Genomic DNA, 17254 nt, shown 5'->3' on the forward strand with positions numbered 1-17254 from the left:
GCATGCCTACTTGGATAAGCCGCTGGCGCCTCGCCGTGCTGCTGAGCCTGCTGCTCACCGCCATGACCTTGGCGATCCTGTGGAGCCATGGCGGCTCCGTGGAAGGCTATCGCGTGGCGATCCGCGCCACCGCCCGCACCTCGCTGCTGCTGTTCCTGCTGGCCTACACCGCCTCGGCCCTGGCGCAGCTTTATCCCGGTACCTTCGCCCGCCGCCTGCTGCGCGAACGCCGCGCGCTGGGTTTAAGTTTCGCCGCCTCGCATGCCCTGCATCTTTACGCCATCATCGTATTCTGGAACACCGACCCCGTGCTGTTCGGCACCCAGAGCAACACCCCGTCGCAAAGCTTCGGCTCGATTGCCTATCTGTTCATCGCCCTGATGGCCCTGACCTCGAATGAGCGCGCCGTGCGCTGGCTCGGGCCGAAACGCTGGAGCCGCCTGCATGCCATCGGCGGCCTCTATATCTGGGGCACCTTCGTGGTCAGCTTCGCCAAACGCGCACCGGACAAGCCGCTCTATTGGGCAGCCGTGATGTTGCTGCTGGCGGTGATGGTGCTGAGGCTATGGGCCAGCCGGCTCAAGCGCCGGCCGGCTGCCGCAGCCGCTTGACCAGCCAACTTGCCACCGGCCAGAACAGAATAGTGAACGTGACTACGCCGAGACCGGCAGAGATAGGCCGCTCGAAAAAGCCCAGCACACTATTGTTGGACTTGATCATGGAGGTAACGAATGTCTCTTCCAGCATCGTACCCAGTACCACGCCCAGGATTGCCGGCGCCACCGGGAAACCATTTTCTTCCATGATGTAGGCCAGTACGCCAAACACCAGCATAACGGTGACACCGAACACTGTGTTGTTGATGGCGAAAGAGCCGACGATGCAGAAAAGCAGGATGGTAGGCATCAGGATATTGCCCGGCACGCGCAGGATGTTGGTGGCGGCCTTGATCGTGGCCCAGCCCAGCGGGATCATGATCAGGTTGGCGATCACGAACACCAGGAAGATGGCGTAAACATTTTCCGGGTTATTGAGAAACAGTGTCGGGCCGGGATTGAGGCCTTTCAGATACAGCACGCCGATGGCAATCGCGGTGATCGAGTCACCCGGAATGCCGAACACCAATGCCGGAATCCAAGCCCCCGCCAACGCGGAATTGTTGGCAGCACCCGACTCAACGATCCCTTCAATATGGCCGGTACCGAATTTCTCCGGCTCCTTGGAAAATTTCTTGCTCATGGCATAGGAGATCCAGGCTGCCATGTCAGCGCCCGCGCCCGGCTGAATGCCGATGATGGTGCCGAGCGTGGAGCCGCGCAACAATGCACCAGGGTATTTCTTCAGCAGATCCCACATGCCGCTAAAGACATTGCCGAGCTTGTTGACCACCAGACGGGCCGGCGGGTCCATGTTGACCACGAAGCGCAGCACTTCCGATACGGCGAACATGCCGACCATCATCGGAATGACACTCACACCGCCCATAAGCTCGGTATTGCCAAAGGTGAAGCGCGGGAAGCCGCCGGGATTCTCCAGGCCGACACAAGCCACCAGCAGACCAATAAGTAGCGAGATACAGGCTTTCAGTGTGCTTGAGTTGCCGATGAACACGGCACAGGACAAACCCAGCACCACCAGCCAGAAATACTCGAAGGAGGAAAATTTCAGGGCGATCTCAGCCAGGGCCGGCGCCGCCAATACCAGCACGGCGGTACCGAACAGGCCACCGATGGCGGAAAACACCAGACCCGCGCCCAGCGCCAGTTCCGCCTGCCCCTTGAGGGTCAGTTGGTAGGCTTCATCGGTATAAGCAGCGGAGGCTGGCGTGCCGGGAATACGCAGCAGACAGCCCGGGATATCGCCGGAAAAGATCGCCATGGCGGTGGCGGTGACAATGGCGGCAATCGCCGGCACCGGCGGCATGAAGAAGGTGATCGGCACCAGCAAGGCAGTGGCCATGGTGGCGGTGAGGCCTGGAATGGCGCCCACCACTAGGCCAAAGATCGATGCGCCCAGCATCACCAAAAGCACATAGGGATCGAATACCAGGCTGAAGGCCTGCATCGTGCTCTGCATCATGGCGCGCCCTCCCCGCCTACCAGATCATGCCTTGCAGCAGCCCCCAGGGCAGCGGCACGCGCAGGAATTTGTAGAACAGCGTATGGATGATCAGCGTGACGATCAGCGCCACCGGCAGAATCATCACGGTCCGCACACCCAGGCCATAGAACAGCACCGACAGGATGATCAGGCTGCAGGGAATGAAGCCGAGCGTATCTGCGCACAGGATGTAGAAGATCAAGCCGCCGATCACGGCGAGGCAGTTCACCAGATGCCGTGGCGACGATACCCAGGCGCCGAACTGCACCAGCGGTATGCGCGGCCCGCGCAGGCCCTTGACGATCAGCAAGCCGCTGCAGCCCAGCAGCAGTACAGCGACCAAGCCAGGAAATGCGGCGGGGCCGATTTCCTGGCCCGGGATGGTGGGGTACTTGCTGACCGCGACCAGCACGGCGATGGCAAGCAGCGCCAGCACGGCACCGCTCAAGGCATCATGGAGACGCATGGATCACTACTCCGGCCGACGCGAAAACGAAAACCGGCGCCGTGTTCATCGCACGGCGCCGGCACTGCGTTACTTGGCGATACCGACCGCCTTCATCACTTCACCCATGTCCTTGTCGGACTTGGCCATGAACTTGGCGTAGTCATCCGGGCCGGCCCAGATCACACCGAAGCCGCGCTGCGCCATGAAGTCGTTGAACTCCTTGCCGTCATGCACCTTCTTCAGCGCCGCCAGCAGCGTGTCGGCAACATCCTTGGGCAGGCCCTTGGGCGCCGCGATGCCGCGCCAGGCCGCCATGGTCCAGTCACTGCCCGTGGCGCTCTTCAGCGTCGGCACATTGGGATAGAGTGCCGAAGGCTTGGCATCCATCACGGCCAGACTCTTCACCTTGCCGGCATCGATCAGCGCGCGTGCCTCGGGCAGCGACACCGGAGCGATCTGCACGCCGCCGGCAATCATGTCCTGCAGGCCCGGCGCGGCACCGTTGCTCGGCACCCAACCAACCGAAGCCGGATCGATCTTCTGGTCACGCAGCATGCCGGCGAGCGCCAGATGCCAGATGCCGCCCTGGCCGGTGCCGGAAGCCTTGAACTTGCCGGGCGCGGCCTTCACCGCCGCCAGCAGGTCGTTCACCGTCTTGTAGGGTGCGTCAGCCGGCACCTGCACGCCGGCCGGATCGGCATTCACCAGCGCGATCGGGGTGTAGGAAGACGGCGTCAGTTCGGTGAGGCCCTGCCAATGCATCATGGCGATCTCGACCGTGATCATGCCGATGGTGTAGCCATCGGCCGGCGCCTGGGCGATGGCGGCATGGCCGACCACGCCGCTGCCGCCGGTGCGGTTCACCACGTTGATCGGCTGCTTCAGTTCCTTTTCCATCAGGCTGGCGATGATGCGCGCCGTGGCGTCAGTGCCGCCACCCGCGCCCCACGGCACGATCAGGGTGATCGGGCGATCTGGAAAAGCCGCCTGAGCAGCGCCGGCGGCAAGCAAAGCCGCACCAGCCACCAGGCCGGTCATGAATGTCTTGAAGCCACGCATGGCTTATCCCTTCCTGCTTGTTTCCTCCGCGGCCGGGCTTTTGCCGCCCGTACCGTCCACGGATTACTATCTAGTATATAAGATGGCAGGTCAATGGGATGTGTAAAGCCGGGCGGCACTCACCGCTCTCGTCATCTCACATGATATCAAGTAGTGGGATCGGCATGGCGCGTATCCATGCGCGCCACAGACTGCTCAAGCACCGAGCGGTCGTTCAGGTAGTAAGTCTTGTCCTTGCGCTGGATCAGGCCGCCATCCATCAACTGGCCCAGCACGCGCGCCACGGTTTCACGCGTGGTGGCGGCGCGGCGCGCAATCTCATGCTGCTTCGGCATCGGATAGATCAGCCAGCCGGTCGGGTTCACCGGATCGCGGCGCGACAGGTTGATCAATTCGCGGTGCACGCGCTGGATCGCGCCCAGCGTGGCAAGATCCATGATCTTCTCGTTATTTGCCCGGATGATGCGCGCCATGCGCCGCATCACATCCAGCGCCACCTGGGGCGAGCGCGCCAGCAACGCCTCGAAAGCCTTCGGCGGCATGGCGGCCAGGCGGCAGGCGGTGACGGCAACGACGCTGGCCGAGCGGCGTTCGCCATCGATGGCGGAGAGTTCGCCGAAATAGCCGCCAGCAGGCACCGTGGCATAGGAAATCTCGCGGCCGTTGCCGGAGTAGTTGATCACCTCGACATTGCCTTCGACGACGAAATAGACATCGCGGCTGTCGGAATTGCGGTCGACGATCTGCTCGCCGGCGGCCAGGCGGCGCCATTGGCAGGCACGCTCCACCTCCTCCCGCGCCGAGGGCGAGAGTGATTGCAGCAAGGGAATCGATTCCAGCGAATCACGCTGTGGCGTGGCCGCGCGCGACTTGCCCTCGCTCCGTCCTGGATCGGTCTTGACGACCATGGCCCCCTCAGCGCTGCGCCGTCGCGGCTTCCGCGGCGCGGCCCAGTATCGCGAACAGGTTCAATAGCAACTGCTTACGGTCGAGATTGACCGATTCCCCGCGATCCAGCAAGCGGCCGATGGTTTCCCAATCTTCGGCCCAGCGGTCCGGCGCCTGCCAGGAAGCCAGCCGCGCCGCCAGAGCCGCCTCGCCCTGGAACAGTTCCGCCCAGGCGCCGCCGCCCACCTTGCCGGCCGCCGCCGCGCGCACCAGCCGCGCCAGCCACCAGCGGAACAGGTCGATCATGACGCGGAAATTCTCCGCGCCCGAGGCACGGCCCAGCTTGTCGCCCAGGCTGTGCAGCTTCTGTCCATCGGGTTTCGGCAGCCCGGCGATGAGATCGAGCAGTTCACGGAGCAGGTCCAGCCCGCCCTGGGCGCCGAGCGCCATGGCACGCCCCGGCGAGCCTTCCGCTGCCACCACCAGGCCATGGCGTTCGGCTTCCGACAGGTCCGGCAGCAGGCCCTGCAGGGCTTGGCGCATCGCACCGTCTTCCAACGGCTGAAGGACCAGGCGGCGGCAGCGCGAACGGATGGTCGGCAGCAGGCTGCCCGGCGCATGGCTGATCAGCAGCAGCACCGCGTTCGGCGGCGGCTCTTCCAGGATTTTCAGCAGTGCGTTGGCGGCATTGATATTCATGTCGTCGGCGGCATCGACGATGCAGACGCGGTAGCCGCCTTCCGCCGCTGTCTTGCCGAAGCGGTCGATCACCGCGCGCACATCCGGCACCACGATCTCGCCGCGCCAGCGGTCGTTCTTGTCGTCCCAGCTGCGCTCAACGGTGATCAGGTCGGCATGGCCGAAACTGGCCACGCGATGAAACACCGGATGCTCCTCGGCCACGGCCAGCGATTTCGGCAATGGCGGCGGATCGCCGAACAGGCTCGGGCCTTCATCGGCAGCCGAGCCGGCAATGCCATTGACCAGCAGGAACCGCGCGAACCGAAACGCCAGCGTCGCCTTGCCGACGCCGCGCGGCCCGGTGATCATCCAGGCATGCGGCAGGCGGCCGGAACTCCAGGCTTCCAGCAAGGTCGCCTCGGCAGCCGCGTGGCCGACCAGATGCGCCGCGTGGCGTGGTCCCCAGGAGGTGAAATCCTTGCTGTCGAAGCCGCTCATGCGGCGAGATTAAACCGCGCCGCGAGCCCTGCCCATAGCGCCACGGCAACGCTGTCGGGGTCTCCGGCGGCATCCACCACCTGGCAGCGCCCCGGCTCGCGCTTTGCAATATCCAGGAAAGCCGCGCGCAACGCCTCATGGAACTGAAGCCCCATGCGCTCGTAGCGGTCCTCGTTGCTGCCCGTGGCGCTGGCGCGGGCGCCGGCACGGCGCAGGCCTTCCGCCACCGGCAGGTCCAGGATCAGGGTAAGATCGGGTTGAAAATCCCCCAGCACCAGCTTGTGCAGGGCGGCGATGCGCTCGCGGCCGACCTGCCCGGCATAGCCCTGATAGGCCATGGTGCTGTCGGCGAAGCGGTCGGATACCACCCAGGCGCCACGCGACAACGCCGGCTTCACGGTCTTGGCGACATGCTCGGCGCGGGCGGCATAATGCAGCAGGGCTTCGGTATCGGCTTCCCAGCGCGCGGTATCGCCGGTGACCAGCAGGCCACGGATCGCCTCCGCCCCTGGCGTGCCGCCCGGCTCGCGCGTCTGCACGACCTCAAGGCCAAGGCCTTGCAGAGCCACCACCAGGCGTTTGATCTGAGTGGACTTGCCGGCCCCCTCGCCGCCTTCCAGCGTGATGAACCGGCCGGGCTTCACACTCACTTCTTGCCTGCGCCCCAGAGCAGATGGTTCAGCGCCGCCGAAATGCGGCCGCCAAAACCAAGCTGCGACACCGAGGCACCGGCCAGCAGCGGCACTTCTACGGGCTGCATTTCCGGCGCGGTGATCAGCAGCGTGCCGAGCGGCGCGCCCTGCACGATCGGCGCGGCAATCGGATTCTCGTAACGCACCACCACCTTCATGCCGGTGCGGCTGCGCCGCGCCATGGTGATGGCAAGGTTATCCTTGATCACCAGCGGCACCTTGGCCTGCTCCCCGAGCCAGACATCGGCTTCTTCCACAACGCTGCCGGCGGCGAACAGCTTGTAGGTATCGTATTCGCGGAAGCCGATTTCGAGCAGCCGTTCGGCTTCGCGCGAACGCTCGTTCATGCTCTTGAGGCCGTTCACCACCAGGATCAGCCGGCGGTCGCCGCGCTTGGCCGAAGCCGTGAGGCCATAGCCGGCGGCCTCGGTATGGCCGGTCTTGAGGCCATCGGCACCAATGTCCTTGTACAGCAGCGGATTGCGGTTGCCCTGCTTGATCGGCCGCTTGCTGATCGGGTCGATGCCGTAGGTGAAATCCTTCTCGGAATAGAAATGGTAATATTGCGGGTAGCGGATGATGATCTGCTGCGCCAGCGTGGCAAGGTCGCGCGCGGTCATCATATGGTCGGGATCGGGCCAGCCGGAAGCGTTGCGGAACACGCTGTTGGGCAGACCGATCTGCTTCGCCTTCTCGTTCATCATCTCGGCGAAGCGTTCCTCGCTGCCGGCGATGCCTTCCGCCAGCACGATACAGGCATCGTTGCCGGACTGGATGATGACCCCGCGCAGCAGGTCTTCCACCTTCACCCGGTCGCCAACATGCACGAACATCTTCGAGCCCTGCATGCGCCAGGCCTTCTCCGATACCGGGAACACGTCGTCCATGCGCAGCTTGCCGCTGGCGAGCTGCTCGAACACCATGTAAGCGGTCATCAGCTTCGACATCGAAGAAGGCGGCATGCGCTCGTCGCTGCTCTTCTCGAAGATCACGGTGCCGGTTTCGGCGTCGATCAGCAGCATCTGCCGCGCCAGGGTATCGACCTGACCGATCTGCGCCTGCGCCTGGGGCGCGGCAAACAGCAGGGAAATGGCGAAAGCCGCAGTCGCGGCGAGCTTATTCGACGATGATACGCGCATTGGTCTGTCCGATCGAAAGCATCTGCTGCAGCGCCGCGTCGGCAGAGGATACCTGATCGTACGGCCCAAGGCGGACGCGGAAGAATTCCTGGTTGTTGACGACGCGCGACGAAATGCCGACGCGGCCATAATTCGAGATCGAAGCCGCGGCACGGCTGGCATTCTCGTGCTGTGTGAAGGCCCCTACCTGCACATAGATATTCTTGCCCCCGGCCACCGCCACGGTCTGCACCGGCTGGCGCGCCAGTTCGGCATTGGGATTGCCGCGCGGCGCGTTGCCGGAAGTCGGCGCGGCGACCGGGCCCTGATTGGTATTGGCCATGATCTGCACCGAACTCGGCTGGCTGCTGGTGGTGGAATCCACCACGTTCGGGCTGGAACTGTTGCGGGCCGCGTTGTTGCCGCGCGGACTCGCCGGCGGCGGCAGGGCTTCCGAAACCACGGCGCCACGCGGCGAAGCCGACGGACGTTCCTCGTTGCCGCTGCGCTGTGCGGCGGCGGAAGCCACCGCCGTGGTGCCATCGGCCAGCGGTGCCGGGCCGACATACTGCACCCGTACCTTGGCAGTGCCCTGCCGATCATAGCCAAGCAGCTGCGCCGAACGGCGCGAAAGATCAATCACACGGCCATTCACATACGGCCCGCGATCATTCACGCGCACCACGATGGAGCGGCCATTTTCCATGTTGGTGACGCGGACCAGCGAGGGCATCGGCAGCGTGGTATGCGCCGCCGTCACCTCGTTCATGTCGAACACTTCACCATTCGCGGTGGCGCGGCCATGAAACTGCTCGCCATACCAGGAACCGATGCCGGTCTCGTCGTAATTCGCATCTTCCTTGGGGTAATACCAGACACCGTTGATCTGGTACGGATTGCCCACCTTGTAGATGCCGGTGCCGCGCCCTGCCGGCGCCGAAACCGGCGGTGTCGGGTCCGGGCGCACCACGCTCTTGGTCGCATGGGCGACAAGCTGGGTCTCGGCGCAGCCGCTCAGGCCCAGTGCGGCCAGGGCCAGAAACATGGTTAACCGCAGTCCCTTGGCCGGAACAGTGGTGCCGGGTTGGAACCCAGCTATGGCGTGGTGTTTCTGCGGCATGGCTATATCTTGTGAAATCTAGCCTATCGCGGGCGATTCGTGAAAGCACCGCGAGATACTGAATTTAGCCTGCCAATGATGAGGGAAAGGTTACGCTGCAGCACTTTCCGCGTCTGGCGGATTTCAGCGCCGTTTTGCAGCAATCAGGCCAGCCACACCGCTGCAAGCGCGAGCACAGCCGGCACCGCCTGCACGAACAGGATGCGGCGGCTGAAGCTGTATGCGCCATAAGCCCCGGCAACGATGACGCAGAGCAGGAAGAAGGTCTTGATCTGCAGCGCCATCTCGGGCGCCGGATGCAGCAGGCCCCAGATCAGGCCAGCGACCAGGAAGCCATTATAGAGTCCCTGATTGGCCGCCAGCACGGCAGTCTCGGCGGCCCGTTCGGGCGTGTTGCGGAAAGACTTGAGGCCGAGCGGCCTGGTCCAGAGAAACATCTCCAGCACCAGGAACCAGAGATGCAGCGCGGCAACCAGGGCGGTAAGGATGGTTGCCAGCAGCATCATGGCGGTTACTGCCCTTCGATGCGGTCCGCCAGCATGCTGACGGTAAGGGCGTAATGGTGGGCGCAGTTATAGCGCAGCACCGAGCGGTAGTTGGCATAGACCAGGAAGGTGGGGCCGTTGGCGCCATCGGGCTGCACCAGGGCGCCGGTCAGATTCACCTTCGGCAGTTCGCCGCCATCACCGCGCTTCACGCCCAGCCGCGCCCATTCGGACAGCGGCAGGTCGCGCGTCATCTGGTCGATGGCGCGGCAACCCGAGCGGCCTTCACGGGCGAATTCGCCAAGCCGCGCCTGGAAGCCTGGCGGCAGCTTCACGTCGCGGCCCCAGGTCTGGGCCGAGGACCAGCTATGCTTGGCCAAGTAATTGGCGATCGAGGCGAATGTATCGGCCTGATTGTTCCAGATATCGCGCTTGCCATCGCCATCGAAATCCTCGGCATAGGCGAGATAGCTCGACGGCATGAACTGCGGCTGGCCCATGGCGCCGGCCCACGAGCCCTTCATGCTGGCATAGTCTATATAGCCGCGATCCATCATCTGCAAAGCCGCGAACAATTCGTTGCGGAAGAAGGCCGCACGGCGCTGGTCATAGGCCAGGGTGGCAAGTGAATTGAACAGCGGGACATCGGCCTTCACCGCGCCATAGCGGGTTTCAATACCCCAGATGGCGAGGATGAAACGGGGCTGCACGCCGTAGCGCTGCGCCACCTGGCCCAGCAATTCGCGGTGCTGGTCGCGCAGGCGGCGGCCGCGCTCGACATTGGCCGGGGTGATCACCCGGTCGCGATAGGTGGCGAAATCGATCTTGAATTCGGCCTGGTTGCGGTCGCGCTCCAGCACGCGCGCCACCGGCTCCACATTGGTCAATGCCTGGGTCACCACTGTCGGCTTGATGCCCTTGCCGAGTGCTTCCTGGCGCAGATCTTCAAGGAATTTCTGGAAACTGGCACGGTCAAAACTGGCCGGCAGACGGGCTTCCAGGGCCGGCTGTGCAGCAACCGGGGCCGGCGCGGCAGCCGGACGCTGCGCCGTGGTCTCGGCCGGGCGCGCGGCGGTATTGGCATTGCCAGCGGCAGCCTCAGCGGGCTTGGCTTCGGTACCGGCGCCACGCCCCTGGGAGGCGGCGGCGGCAGCCTCGTTGCGGGCCTGGATACGGTCGGAGCGGCTGTCGCCACAGGCCATCACGCCGCTGACCAGCAGACAGGCCAAGGCCAGCCTCGAAACACCCTTCAACCGGTTCAGTTTCCGCCCTGCAACCATTGCTCAACTCCACCTTTTACAAACTGCCGAGACGGCATAACCCACGGCGGCGAAACAATCTAGCGTTCCGGCAACAGGCTCCGGGTATGCCCCAGCATGCGATACACGGCCAGACCAAGCCATTCCCGTGTGGCAAGATTAAGGCTTCGCAAAGCCCATAACGGATCGAACCAAGGCCACGCCTCAGTTGCGCCCATCGTGACGTAATCTACCGGATAGGGCAATACTGGCCAGCCCACCGCCTGGAAACAAGCAATCGCCCGCGGCATGTGAGAGGCCGAGGTGATCACGATCCAGGTTTCGCCCGGCTGTGGTTTCACCAAATCGTAACTCAGCCGCGCATTCTCCGCCGTGTTGCGCGACTGCCGTTCCAATTCCAGCCGCGCCGGATCGAGCCCAGCGCGGGTGAGAATCGCGGCCGCCACATCCGCTTCCGCCACACCAGCCGTGTCGCTGACGATACCAGCCCCGGTATAGAGCAGCCTGGCTTCCGGGTAGCGCCGGGCAAGATCAAGGAAGGCGAACAACCGCTCGGCGCTGCCATTCACATGCGGTTGGCCGCGCGCCGCCATCATCGCCGGCTGCTCGGCACCGCTCAGCACCACGATGCCATTAACCTGAGCCGGCAGGTCGGGCTGCGGGAAATAATCTTCCAAAGGCCGGATCAGCCAGTGAAACGGGAAGATCACCACCACCAACAGAGCCAGGATGCTAAGGCCGAGCAGCCGCCGCGCCGCCTGTTCCAGCTTAAGCGGCAGCAGGGCACCGAAAACCCAGCCCAGCCCGCCAAGCAGCAGCAGTCCCAGCAGCATCGAGACGGGATTGAGGATGGGCCAGAGCAGTTTGGTGATAATTGCCGACATCAGGTTGGCCGTGGCGGGAATCGGTCCGGGATGCTAACCTTTTATTAATTTGTGCCGCAACGCGGTCCCTGCCCTTGAATCTGTCTCATGGACAGCGGCCGTTTCCGCCCTGGAGCCTGCCATGTCGCTGCCCACCGTCACCGCCGCCTTCGGTATTGCCGTGATCGCCTCCACCGGCGTCTTCGGCATCGCTACCAGTGATCCGATCCTGCCGAGCGACACCGCGCCGCGTGCCGTGGCGGTGCGGGTGGCCAGCGCCGATGCACGCCAGCCGCTGGGCCAGTATCTCAGCCCGCAGCAGGTTGCAGTGGTACCGGCAGCCCTGCCCGAGCCCCAGCAGCAGCGCCTGGCAGTCACCAATGAGAACGAGGTGCCGACACCGAGCGGTCGCCGTTCCAACACGCCAACCCAGTTGACCACGCCCCCCGCCATGCGCCCCGCACAGCCAGCCACCCAGCCAGTGCCTGGCCCGGCGATGCGCTATCCGTCGCCGGCGCAAAACACCATGCCGAGCTTCGATCCGGCCAATGCGCCCGGCATCATCTCGCCCGGTTCGTCAGGCGTCGTGGTGCCGCCGCGTCCGATGCCGGCCTCCGCCCCGGCACAATCGCAGCAGCGCATGACCCAGCCGGTACCGGTGCCCACGCCGGCCGCCGCACCAGCTCCCACGCCGACGCCAGCACCGGCACCGCAGCGCATGGCAGCACCGACGCCAATGCCGGCCGCGCCTGCCGGCATGCCACGCCAGGTGCATGCTTTCGACGGTATCGTCGCCAGTGAACGCCAGCTTTTGCAGCGCACCGCCAGCACGGCTCGCTATGAAGCCCATATCGCCTCCACCCGCACCACGGAAGAAGCCGAGAAGCTGTGGGCCGACCTGCGCGCCAAGCTGAGTGAGCGCCATGCCGGTGCCGCCATGCATATGAAGCTGATCGAAGTGCCTGAACGTGGTCGCTTCGTGCGCGTGCTGGCTGGTGACTTCACCGATGCCGGCGCCACGGCGGATTTCTGCCGCGCGGTGATCGCCGCCGGCAAGGATTGCCGCATCCTGCGCAAGCTGGAAGACCACGCCGGCTAAAACTCCGGAGCTCGCGAAAGTTATGTCTGTTGCCGTGTTGCGCCGGGCCTTGCTGCTGGGACTGCTGGGGCTGTTGCTGACCGATGGCGTTTTCGCCCAGGCACAGCCGGGCGGCCCGCAGGGGGCGGTGCGCAACCGCTATTGCTTCAACGACAAGGAAGCCGAGGCCGAGGCCGAGGTGCGGGCCGGACTGGCGCTGCGGGAAACCCTGCGGCGTTGCGCCAAAATCGACCCCAACGGCCAGGAATTCCTGGATAGCTGGTACAAATTCGACCAGGAGAATGGCGAGCAGCTGCGTGGCGCCGTGACCCTACGCAGCACGGCGATCAAACGCCTATACCCCAAACGCACGCAACAAGAGCAGTGGGACAACGATGCCTCTATTGCTACGCGCGCCGCCCCGGAAGTGGATGCCGGCGTGTGCAAAGCGGCCTATGATGTGGTAGATCGGATCAAGACCGATGGCTGGCCTGGCTTCAAATATTACGCCAAGCTGCAGCAAAGCCTGCTGGTGACGGAAATCCCCATCTGCCGCTAGCGCCAATACTGCGAGACGATACGCGTGCCATTAAGAATCCTCCTTGTCGAAGACCATGAGGGCAATGCCGTCACCATGACGGCGATGCTCAACGCTCTCGGCTATCCCCGTGTGTCGCGTGTCCGCGATGCCGAGGGCGCGATCAACGCCCTGAAGGAAGGCGCCTACGATCTGCTGTTCTGCGACTACCTGCTCGGCACAGTGAGCGGCCTTACCCTGGTGAAGATGATTCGCCGCCATGAGGGCCTGGCCAATCCCATGGTGCCGATCATACTGGTGACCGCCCATGCCGAAGGTGCGCTGGTGAGTGAGGCGATGGGCGCCGGCTGCAACGACGTGCTGGTGAAGCCGGTGCTGCCGGAGGCGCTGCTGCGCTGCCTCGACCAGGTGTTGAACCGGCCTCGCGCATTTGTGAAGAGCAAGCAGTATACCGGACCCGACCGTCGGCGCAGGAAAACGCTGGATAATCCCGGCCGGCGCGACGAAGATCAGACAGGCCAACGCAAACTTGGCCGCAATCCGTGGATCACGCCCCCCAAGACCTGAGGTCCTGATCAATGCCCCCAGCCGCCGCCCTGCTTGTCGCCTTTCTGGTCTTGCTTGGCAGCGGTCTACCGGGGACGGCCTGGGCGGCTTGCCTGGGCGCAGTCGCCAATGCCTCGCCCAGCTTCCTGCAGCCGGCCAGCTTCCGCCGGCCAGCCGGCGGCGGCGCCCTGCCTTTCCAGCTCGCCCAGGAACGCAGCCAGGGCCTGCGCGGCGCTCCGCCCCAGGGTCAGGTGCGGCTCACCTTTGTCGGCCATGCCACTTTCCTGATCGAGACGCCCGGCGGCGCCACCGCCGCCACCGACTACAATGACTACCTGCGGCCCGATGTGACGCCGGACATCGCCACGATGAACCATGCGCATACCACGCATTTCACCAACAACCCCGATCCCGGCATCAAGCACCTGCTGCGCGGCTGGCCCTATGACGGCAAGCCGGCGCGGCACAATCTCTCGTTCAAGGATTTGCGGGTGCGCAACGTGCCAACCAATATCCGCAACTGGGGCGGCGGCACCGAGTATGACGGCAATTCGATCTTCATTTTTGACGCAGCGGAAATCTGCATCGCCCATCTCGGCCATTTGCATCACCGCCTGGAACCCGGCCATCTCGCCGATATGGGGCGGATCGATGTGGTGCTGGTGCCGGTGGATGGTGGCTACACGCTGAACCAGGGCGAGATGGTGGAAGTGATCCGGCAGTTAAAAGCGCCCCTGGTGATCCCGATGCACTATTTCGGCGAACACACACTAGAACGTTTCCTGGCGCAGCTGCGCGAAACCCATGCGGTGACACTCAGCGACAAGAATTTCATCCAGGTCGGCCGCCCCACCCTGCCGCCGAAACCCACCGTGGTGATCCTGCCGGGGCCGCACTAGGCCGGATCAAGCCTCGACCGGCGTCTCCGCCACGCGGACGCAGTTGCGCCCTTCTTCCTTGGCTTGATAAAGCGCGTCATCGGCGCGCGTCAGCAGGTGATCGAGCAGTTCATCCGGCGCCAGCGAGGCAACACCGAGGCTGACGCTGGCGGTGACGATGCGGCCGCCGACATGGAATTCGGCATTCTCGATCACTTCGCGGATACTCTCGGCGATGCGCTCGCCATTCATGATGTCGCAGTTCCGCAATACGACAAGGAATTCATCACCGCCCCAGCGGCAGACCAGATCGGAGGAGCGCAGCGCGGCACGCATGGCATCGGCCACGCCGCGCAGCACGCGGTCGCCGGCAACATGGCCGAAACCATCGTTGATCAGCTTGAAACGATCCACGTCCACCATGATGACACAGAGCGGCAGATCATGGCGCTGGGCATCACGCATCGCCTGCTGCATCAGCAATTCATAGGCATGCCTCGTCGCTAGGCCGGTAAGCTGGTCGGTGGTAGCCATTTCTTCCAGCCGCCCCTGGAAGCGGTTTATCACCTGGCGCGAGCCATACAGCACCAGCAGGGTGATGCCCAGGCTGATCAGCAGGTTCCAATAGAGCGTGCGGGTGATGCCGGCCAGCGCCGCCTCATCCGACTTCTCGACAAAGAGATACCAGTGCAGCTCGTCGATATAGCGCACATTCAGCAGCCGGGCCTCGTCGTTGTATGTGTACTGAAACGACTTGGTCTCGGTCTTGGACAGATGCGGCAGTACATTGGCCATATCGCCGCGCATCGAGATATCGGTCTCCGGCACCTGCCCGCCCTGCCCGACCATCGCCACCTTGCCGTTCAGGTCGACAAAGTAGACTGTGCGGTTGAACCGCAACTGATAATCATCGAGCTTCTTGCGCACGGCATTGACGGTAAGGCCGATGCCGGTGGCGCCGATGAAATTGCCGTCATAATCGCGGACACGGTAATTGATGAAAATCGTCAACGCGTCTGAATTCGCCATATCGGGATCGACGTTGATCTCGTAATCCGCCTTCATGTCGCGGACCCGGAAATACCAAAGATCGCGCGGCTCGTCCGGGTGCACTTTCTTCAGCACGCCGTCGGCGTGGTAATAGGTATAGGTGCGGTCGGAAACGAAGAAGCTGGTGAAGGCGTTGTAGCGGGTCTTGATCTCCTTGAGATACTGCTCGACCAGCTTGTCGCCGTGCTCACCCTCCAGGATCCAGTTGCGCAGGAAGGTATCGCTCGCCATCAGCGATGAAATCAGGATCGGCCGGATCAGGTCGTTCTGGATTTCGGAATAGATATTATCCGAAGTGAGCGGCAGCTCGGTTTCGGTAATGGCATTGCGCAGGCTCTGGCGCGAAACCCAGTAGCTCGCCAGGCTGGTGGCCACGAAACCGACCAGCAGCAGCGCACCTACCACCACTACCAGAAGACGCCTATTGTAAATCGGTTTGACCAAAACGAACCCCCGCCTCCCTTTAACATTAGCATCCGTACCGGCGCGGCGAAAGAGTAAGAGATCGAAGTCTTGCTACCTTTAGCGGCGTCAAAATGCCGCCATGGGTTGAGATAGCGACGGATTGAGACGGTTGACCGGGTTGAGCGAGGCGGCTATTGCCTGCCGGGACGGATGGGTGGCCGAGTGGTTTAAGGCAGCGGTCTTGAAAACAGATGCCACCCCAATCGGATCAAAGCCACGTTCAACACACAGGATCCATTTCCCATGCGGATCGAATCGGATTGTTGAACGCAAAAAAAGCTGTGGGTAATCGCTCAAATCTATGACCTCTTTCCCATTTTAGGAGGCCGCTCCTAGGATGGGAATTCCATCCGATTGACGCGGCTTTGGGCCCGGCTTTTCATCGGGCCATGGCACGCATCCGGATCTCAGGCGGCGATATCGATACAAAGCTGTGGACCCTGCTGGACTGGCAGGCCAGCGGCAAGAGCCTGTTCGCCAGGTGTGAACCCTGCGAACGCACCGTACTGGTCGATCCGGCCCCGCTGGTGGCGCGGTATGGCGCCTATAACTTCGTCCAGCTCTTCGGCCGCTTCAGGTGTCAGGTCTGCCACCGGCCGCCCGACTTCAGCCTGCGGCGCTTCGGCAAACCCCGAGATCCACGGCAGGCGGACATGCTGGCTGGCCAGGGCCGGCCGGATTAAAGGCCGCCATGGCGCATGAAAAAGCCCGGCTGGTTACCCAGCCGGGCTACATAGGCCGAAATGCCCAACCCAATCAGGCAACGACCTCGGGCGCAGGATGCAGCGCCTCGTAGCCGAGATCGTTCTCATCGCCATCCTCGGCGCGCAGCACCGCGGCAGTGTTGATGGAAGAGATGGTGTCCTTCAGACCGTCCGGCCGACGGCCATAGAACGCCTCCACCGAGACATTGCAGTAGTCTGTCCCGCCGTAAAGCTTCGTGACTTTGGCCGGGATCAGAACGACATCGCCCTCCTTAAGCGGGCGGCCCTTTGCATCATGCATCACACTTCTCCTTCACATTGCCGGGGACCGCCGGCTCGGTATCACTTTGCCTTGTTGCCGAACTTCTCGAAGGTGCGCAGACCGGCGAGGCCGAGCATGGCGATAACCAATTCCATCAGCCCGGAGATCTCGGTAACCGGGTACGGCTCAAGCTGGCGCAACTCCCAGCACAGCCGCACCCACATCACGGCGGCCAGGCTGAATTGCGGCCAGTAGAAGAAGGCCAGCGAAATGGCGCAGACCCAGCCTATGGCCGGGCGCCAGCCGCCAATGAACAGCGAACCGGAAGCCGTCTCCATCTTGTTCAATTCGACCTGCAACGCGCCGGGTTGCTGCCGCAGCTTCTCCATCACGATGTTGGCGGCGGCGCGTTCGTCATCGGAGGTGAACAGCTTATCGAGGGCGTTGCCGACAGCTTCGACCGGCGCGGCGATGGCGGCGCCGGCATCAGCACTGCCGAACAGCTTAGTGAGCAGGCCCATC

At 63.6% G+C, this 17254-nt stretch carries 21 protein-coding genes; 6 read left to right on the forward strand and 15 right to left on the reverse strand.

The genetic code is table 11. The annotated features are described in order from the left end of the window. The first annotated feature begins 2 nt into the window (after positions 1 to 2). Positions 3 to 611, forward strand: coding sequence for a ferric reductase-like transmembrane domain-containing protein (locus ACQY7X_RS19920; protein WP_428247173.1), 609 nt, complete (start codon positions 3 to 5; stop codon positions 609 to 611). Here the strand turns inward: ACQY7X_RS19920 and ACQY7X_RS19925 are convergent. The 11 genes from ACQY7X_RS19925 to ACQY7X_RS19975 all read right to left on the reverse strand — a co-directional run bounded on the left by ACQY7X_RS19925 (position 580) and on the right by ACQY7X_RS19975 (position 11232). Further along, positions 580 to 2079 carry a tripartite tricarboxylate transporter permease gene (locus ACQY7X_RS19925; protein WP_428247174.1) on the reverse strand — a complete coding sequence of 500 codons (1500 nt, stop codon included), beginning with the start codon at positions 2077 to 2079 and terminating at the stop codon, positions 580 to 582. The genes ACQY7X_RS19920 and ACQY7X_RS19925 overlap by 32 nt on opposite strands. A gap of 16 nt (positions 2080 to 2095) precedes the next feature. Continuing rightward, positions 2096 to 2566: a tripartite tricarboxylate transporter TctB family protein gene (locus ACQY7X_RS19930; protein WP_428247175.1), complete on the reverse strand. Its 471-nt coding sequence runs from the start codon at positions 2564 to 2566 to the stop codon at positions 2096 to 2098. 69 nt (positions 2567 to 2635) lie between these two features. Next, the gene (locus ACQY7X_RS19935; RefSeq protein ID WP_428247176.1) at positions 2636 to 3607 is read right to left on the reverse strand and encodes a tripartite tricarboxylate transporter substrate binding protein; all 972 of its coding nucleotides are present in this window, start codon (positions 3605 to 3607) and stop codon (positions 2636 to 2638) included. Positions 3608 to 3753: 146 nt separating this feature from the next. Next, the gene (locus ACQY7X_RS19940) at positions 3754 to 4515 is read right to left on the reverse strand and encodes a Crp/Fnr family transcriptional regulator (protein WP_428247177.1); all 762 of its coding nucleotides are present in this window, start codon (positions 4513 to 4515) and stop codon (positions 3754 to 3756) included. Positions 4516 to 4522: 7 nt separating this feature from the next. Next, complete coding sequence (locus ACQY7X_RS19945; RefSeq protein ID WP_428247179.1) at positions 4523 to 5674, reverse strand: DNA polymerase III subunit delta'; 1152 nt, start codon at positions 5672 to 5674, stop codon at positions 4523 to 4525. Next, positions 5671 to 6324, reverse strand: a complete 654-nt coding sequence (gene tmk, locus ACQY7X_RS19950) for a dTMP kinase (RefSeq protein ID WP_428247181.1) — start codon at positions 6322 to 6324, stop codon at positions 5671 to 5673. The genes ACQY7X_RS19945 and tmk overlap by 4 nt, the downstream gene beginning before the upstream one ends. Further along, positions 6321 to 7505 (reverse strand): D-alanyl-D-alanine carboxypeptidase family protein, encoded by a 1185-nt coding sequence (locus ACQY7X_RS19955; protein ID WP_428247182.1) that lies wholly within the window; start codon positions 7503 to 7505, stop codon positions 6321 to 6323. The genes tmk and ACQY7X_RS19955 overlap by 4 nt, the downstream gene beginning before the upstream one ends. Beyond that, complete coding sequence (locus tag ACQY7X_RS19960) at positions 7483 to 8529, reverse strand: septal ring lytic transglycosylase RlpA family protein (RefSeq protein ID WP_428247183.1); 1047 nt, start codon at positions 8527 to 8529, stop codon at positions 7483 to 7485. The genes ACQY7X_RS19955 and ACQY7X_RS19960 overlap by 23 nt, the downstream gene beginning before the upstream one ends. Before the next feature lie 218 nt (positions 8530 to 8747). Beyond that, positions 8748 to 9110: a DUF1304 domain-containing protein gene (locus tag ACQY7X_RS19965; RefSeq protein ID WP_428247185.1), complete on the reverse strand. Its 363-nt coding sequence runs from the start codon at positions 9108 to 9110 to the stop codon at positions 8748 to 8750. Between the two features lie 5 nt (positions 9111 to 9115). Continuing rightward, positions 9116 to 10369 carry a lytic murein transglycosylase gene (locus ACQY7X_RS19970; protein ID WP_428247187.1) on the reverse strand — a complete coding sequence of 418 codons (1254 nt, stop codon included), beginning with the start codon at positions 10367 to 10369 and terminating at the stop codon, positions 9116 to 9118. A gap of 59 nt (positions 10370 to 10428) precedes the next feature. Then, positions 10429 to 11232 (reverse strand): YdcF family protein, encoded by an 804-nt coding sequence (locus ACQY7X_RS19975; protein WP_428247188.1) that lies wholly within the window; start codon positions 11230 to 11232, stop codon positions 10429 to 10431. A gap of 121 nt (positions 11233 to 11353) precedes the next feature. Here ACQY7X_RS19975 and ACQY7X_RS19980 point away from each other — a divergent pair, with 121 nt between their 5' ends. From ACQY7X_RS19980 to ACQY7X_RS19995, 4 genes are read left to right on the forward strand one after another with little or no spacing between them, the layout of a single operon-like run. Next, positions 11354 to 12310: an SPOR domain-containing protein gene (locus tag ACQY7X_RS19980; protein ID WP_428247189.1), complete on the forward strand. Its 957-nt coding sequence runs from the start codon at positions 11354 to 11356 to the stop codon at positions 12308 to 12310. Positions 12311 to 12332: 22 nt separating this feature from the next. Then, complete coding sequence (locus tag ACQY7X_RS19985; protein WP_428247191.1) at positions 12333 to 12848, forward strand: hypothetical protein; 516 nt, start codon at positions 12333 to 12335, stop codon at positions 12846 to 12848. A gap of 24 nt (positions 12849 to 12872) precedes the next feature. Beyond that, a complete protein-coding gene (locus tag ACQY7X_RS19990) occupies positions 12873 to 13394 on the forward strand; it encodes a response regulator (RefSeq protein ID WP_428247193.1) in 522 nt (173 codons plus the stop codon). 11 nt (positions 13395 to 13405) lie between these two features. Beyond that, positions 13406 to 14272 carry an MBL fold metallo-hydrolase gene (locus ACQY7X_RS19995; protein WP_428247195.1) on the forward strand — a complete coding sequence of 289 codons (867 nt, stop codon included), beginning with the start codon at positions 13406 to 13408 and terminating at the stop codon, positions 14270 to 14272. 6 nt (positions 14273 to 14278) lie between these two features. Here the strand turns inward: ACQY7X_RS19995 and ACQY7X_RS20000 are convergent, their stop codons facing one another. Together ACQY7X_RS20000 and ACQY7X_RS20005 are read right to left on the reverse strand one after the other, a co-directional pair. Next, positions 14279 to 15709, reverse strand: coding sequence for a sensor domain-containing diguanylate cyclase (locus tag ACQY7X_RS20000; protein ID WP_428247197.1), 1431 nt, complete (start codon positions 15707 to 15709; stop codon positions 14279 to 14281). Between the two features lie 123 nt (positions 15710 to 15832). After that, positions 15833 to 16063, reverse strand: coding sequence for a hypothetical protein (locus tag ACQY7X_RS20005; RefSeq protein ID WP_428247198.1), 231 nt, complete (start codon positions 16061 to 16063; stop codon positions 15833 to 15835). Positions 16064 to 16155: 92 nt separating this feature from the next. Between ACQY7X_RS20005 and ACQY7X_RS20010 the strand changes: the two genes are divergently transcribed. Further along, positions 16156 to 16449 carry a hypothetical protein gene (locus tag ACQY7X_RS20010; RefSeq protein ID WP_428247199.1) on the forward strand — a complete coding sequence of 98 codons (294 nt, stop codon included), beginning with the start codon at positions 16156 to 16158 and terminating at the stop codon, positions 16447 to 16449. 73 nt (positions 16450 to 16522) lie between these two features. Here the strand turns inward: ACQY7X_RS20010 and ACQY7X_RS20015 are convergent, their stop codons facing one another. Both ACQY7X_RS20015 and ACQY7X_RS20020 read right to left on the reverse strand, forming a co-directional pair. Beyond that, positions 16523 to 16771, reverse strand: coding sequence for a hypothetical protein (locus tag ACQY7X_RS20015; protein WP_428247200.1), 249 nt, complete (start codon positions 16769 to 16771; stop codon positions 16523 to 16525). 41 nt (positions 16772 to 16812) lie between these two features. Next, entirely contained in the window at positions 16813 to 17253 is a 441-nt protein-coding gene (locus tag ACQY7X_RS20020; protein ID WP_428247201.1) for a 3TM-type holin, read from the reverse strand. Between the last annotated feature and the right edge of the window lies 1 nt (position 17254).

Origin of the sequence: Ferrovibrio sp., assembly GCF_965278975.1 — a bacterium.
GTDB lineage: Bacteria > Pseudomonadota > Alphaproteobacteria > Ferrovibrionales > Ferrovibrionaceae > Ferrovibrio.

Coding starts and splice junctions, on each gene's coding strand:
- ACQY7X_RS19920 (WP_428247173.1), top strand. CDS start 3: ATGCCTACTTGGATAAGCCGCTGGCGCCTCGCCGTGCTGCTGAGCCTG.
- ACQY7X_RS19925 (WP_428247174.1), bottom strand. CDS start 2,079: ATGATGCAGAGCACGATGCAGGCCTTCAGCCTGGTATTCGATCCCTAT.
- ACQY7X_RS19930 (WP_428247175.1), bottom strand. CDS start 2,566: ATGCGTCTCCATGATGCCTTGAGCGGTGCCGTGCTGGCGCTGCTTGCC.
- ACQY7X_RS19935 (WP_428247176.1), bottom strand. CDS start 3,607: ATGCGTGGCTTCAAGACATTCATGACCGGCCTGGTGGCTGGTGCGGCT.
- ACQY7X_RS19940 (WP_428247177.1), bottom strand. CDS start 4,515: ATGGTCGTCAAGACCGATCCAGGACGGAGCGAGGGCAAGTCGCGCGCG.
- ACQY7X_RS19945 (WP_428247179.1), bottom strand. CDS start 5,674: ATGAGCGGCTTCGACAGCAAGGATTTCACCTCCTGGGGACCACGCCAC.
- ACQY7X_RS19955 (WP_428247182.1), bottom strand. CDS start 7,505: ATGCGCGTATCATCGTCGAATAAGCTCGCCGCGACTGCGGCTTTCGCC.
- ACQY7X_RS19960 (WP_428247183.1), bottom strand. CDS start 8,529: ATGTTTCTGGCCCTGGCCGCACTGGGCCTGAGCGGCTGCGCCGAGACC.
- ACQY7X_RS19965 (WP_428247185.1), bottom strand. CDS start 9,110: ATGATGCTGCTGGCAACCATCCTTACCGCCCTGGTTGCCGCGCTGCAT.
- ACQY7X_RS19970 (WP_428247187.1), bottom strand. CDS start 10,369: ATGGTTGCAGGGCGGAAACTGAACCGGTTGAAGGGTGTTTCGAGGCTG.
- ACQY7X_RS19975 (WP_428247188.1), bottom strand. CDS start 11,232: ATGTCGGCAATTATCACCAAACTGCTCTGGCCCATCCTCAATCCCGTC.
- ACQY7X_RS19980 (WP_428247189.1), top strand. CDS start 11,354: ATGTCGCTGCCCACCGTCACCGCCGCCTTCGGTATTGCCGTGATCGCC.
- ACQY7X_RS19985 (WP_428247191.1), top strand. CDS start 12,333: ATGTCTGTTGCCGTGTTGCGCCGGGCCTTGCTGCTGGGACTGCTGGGG.
- ACQY7X_RS19995 (WP_428247195.1), top strand. CDS start 13,406: ATGCCCCCAGCCGCCGCCCTGCTTGTCGCCTTTCTGGTCTTGCTTGGC.
- ACQY7X_RS20010 (WP_428247199.1), top strand. CDS start 16,156: ATGGCACGCATCCGGATCTCAGGCGGCGATATCGATACAAAGCTGTGG.
- ACQY7X_RS20015 (WP_428247200.1), bottom strand. CDS start 16,771: ATGCATGATGCAAAGGGCCGCCCGCTTAAGGAGGGCGATGTCGTTCTG.
- ACQY7X_RS20020 (WP_428247201.1), bottom strand. CDS start 17,253: ATGGGCCTGCTCACTAAGCTGTTCGGCAGTGCTGATGCCGGCGCCGCC.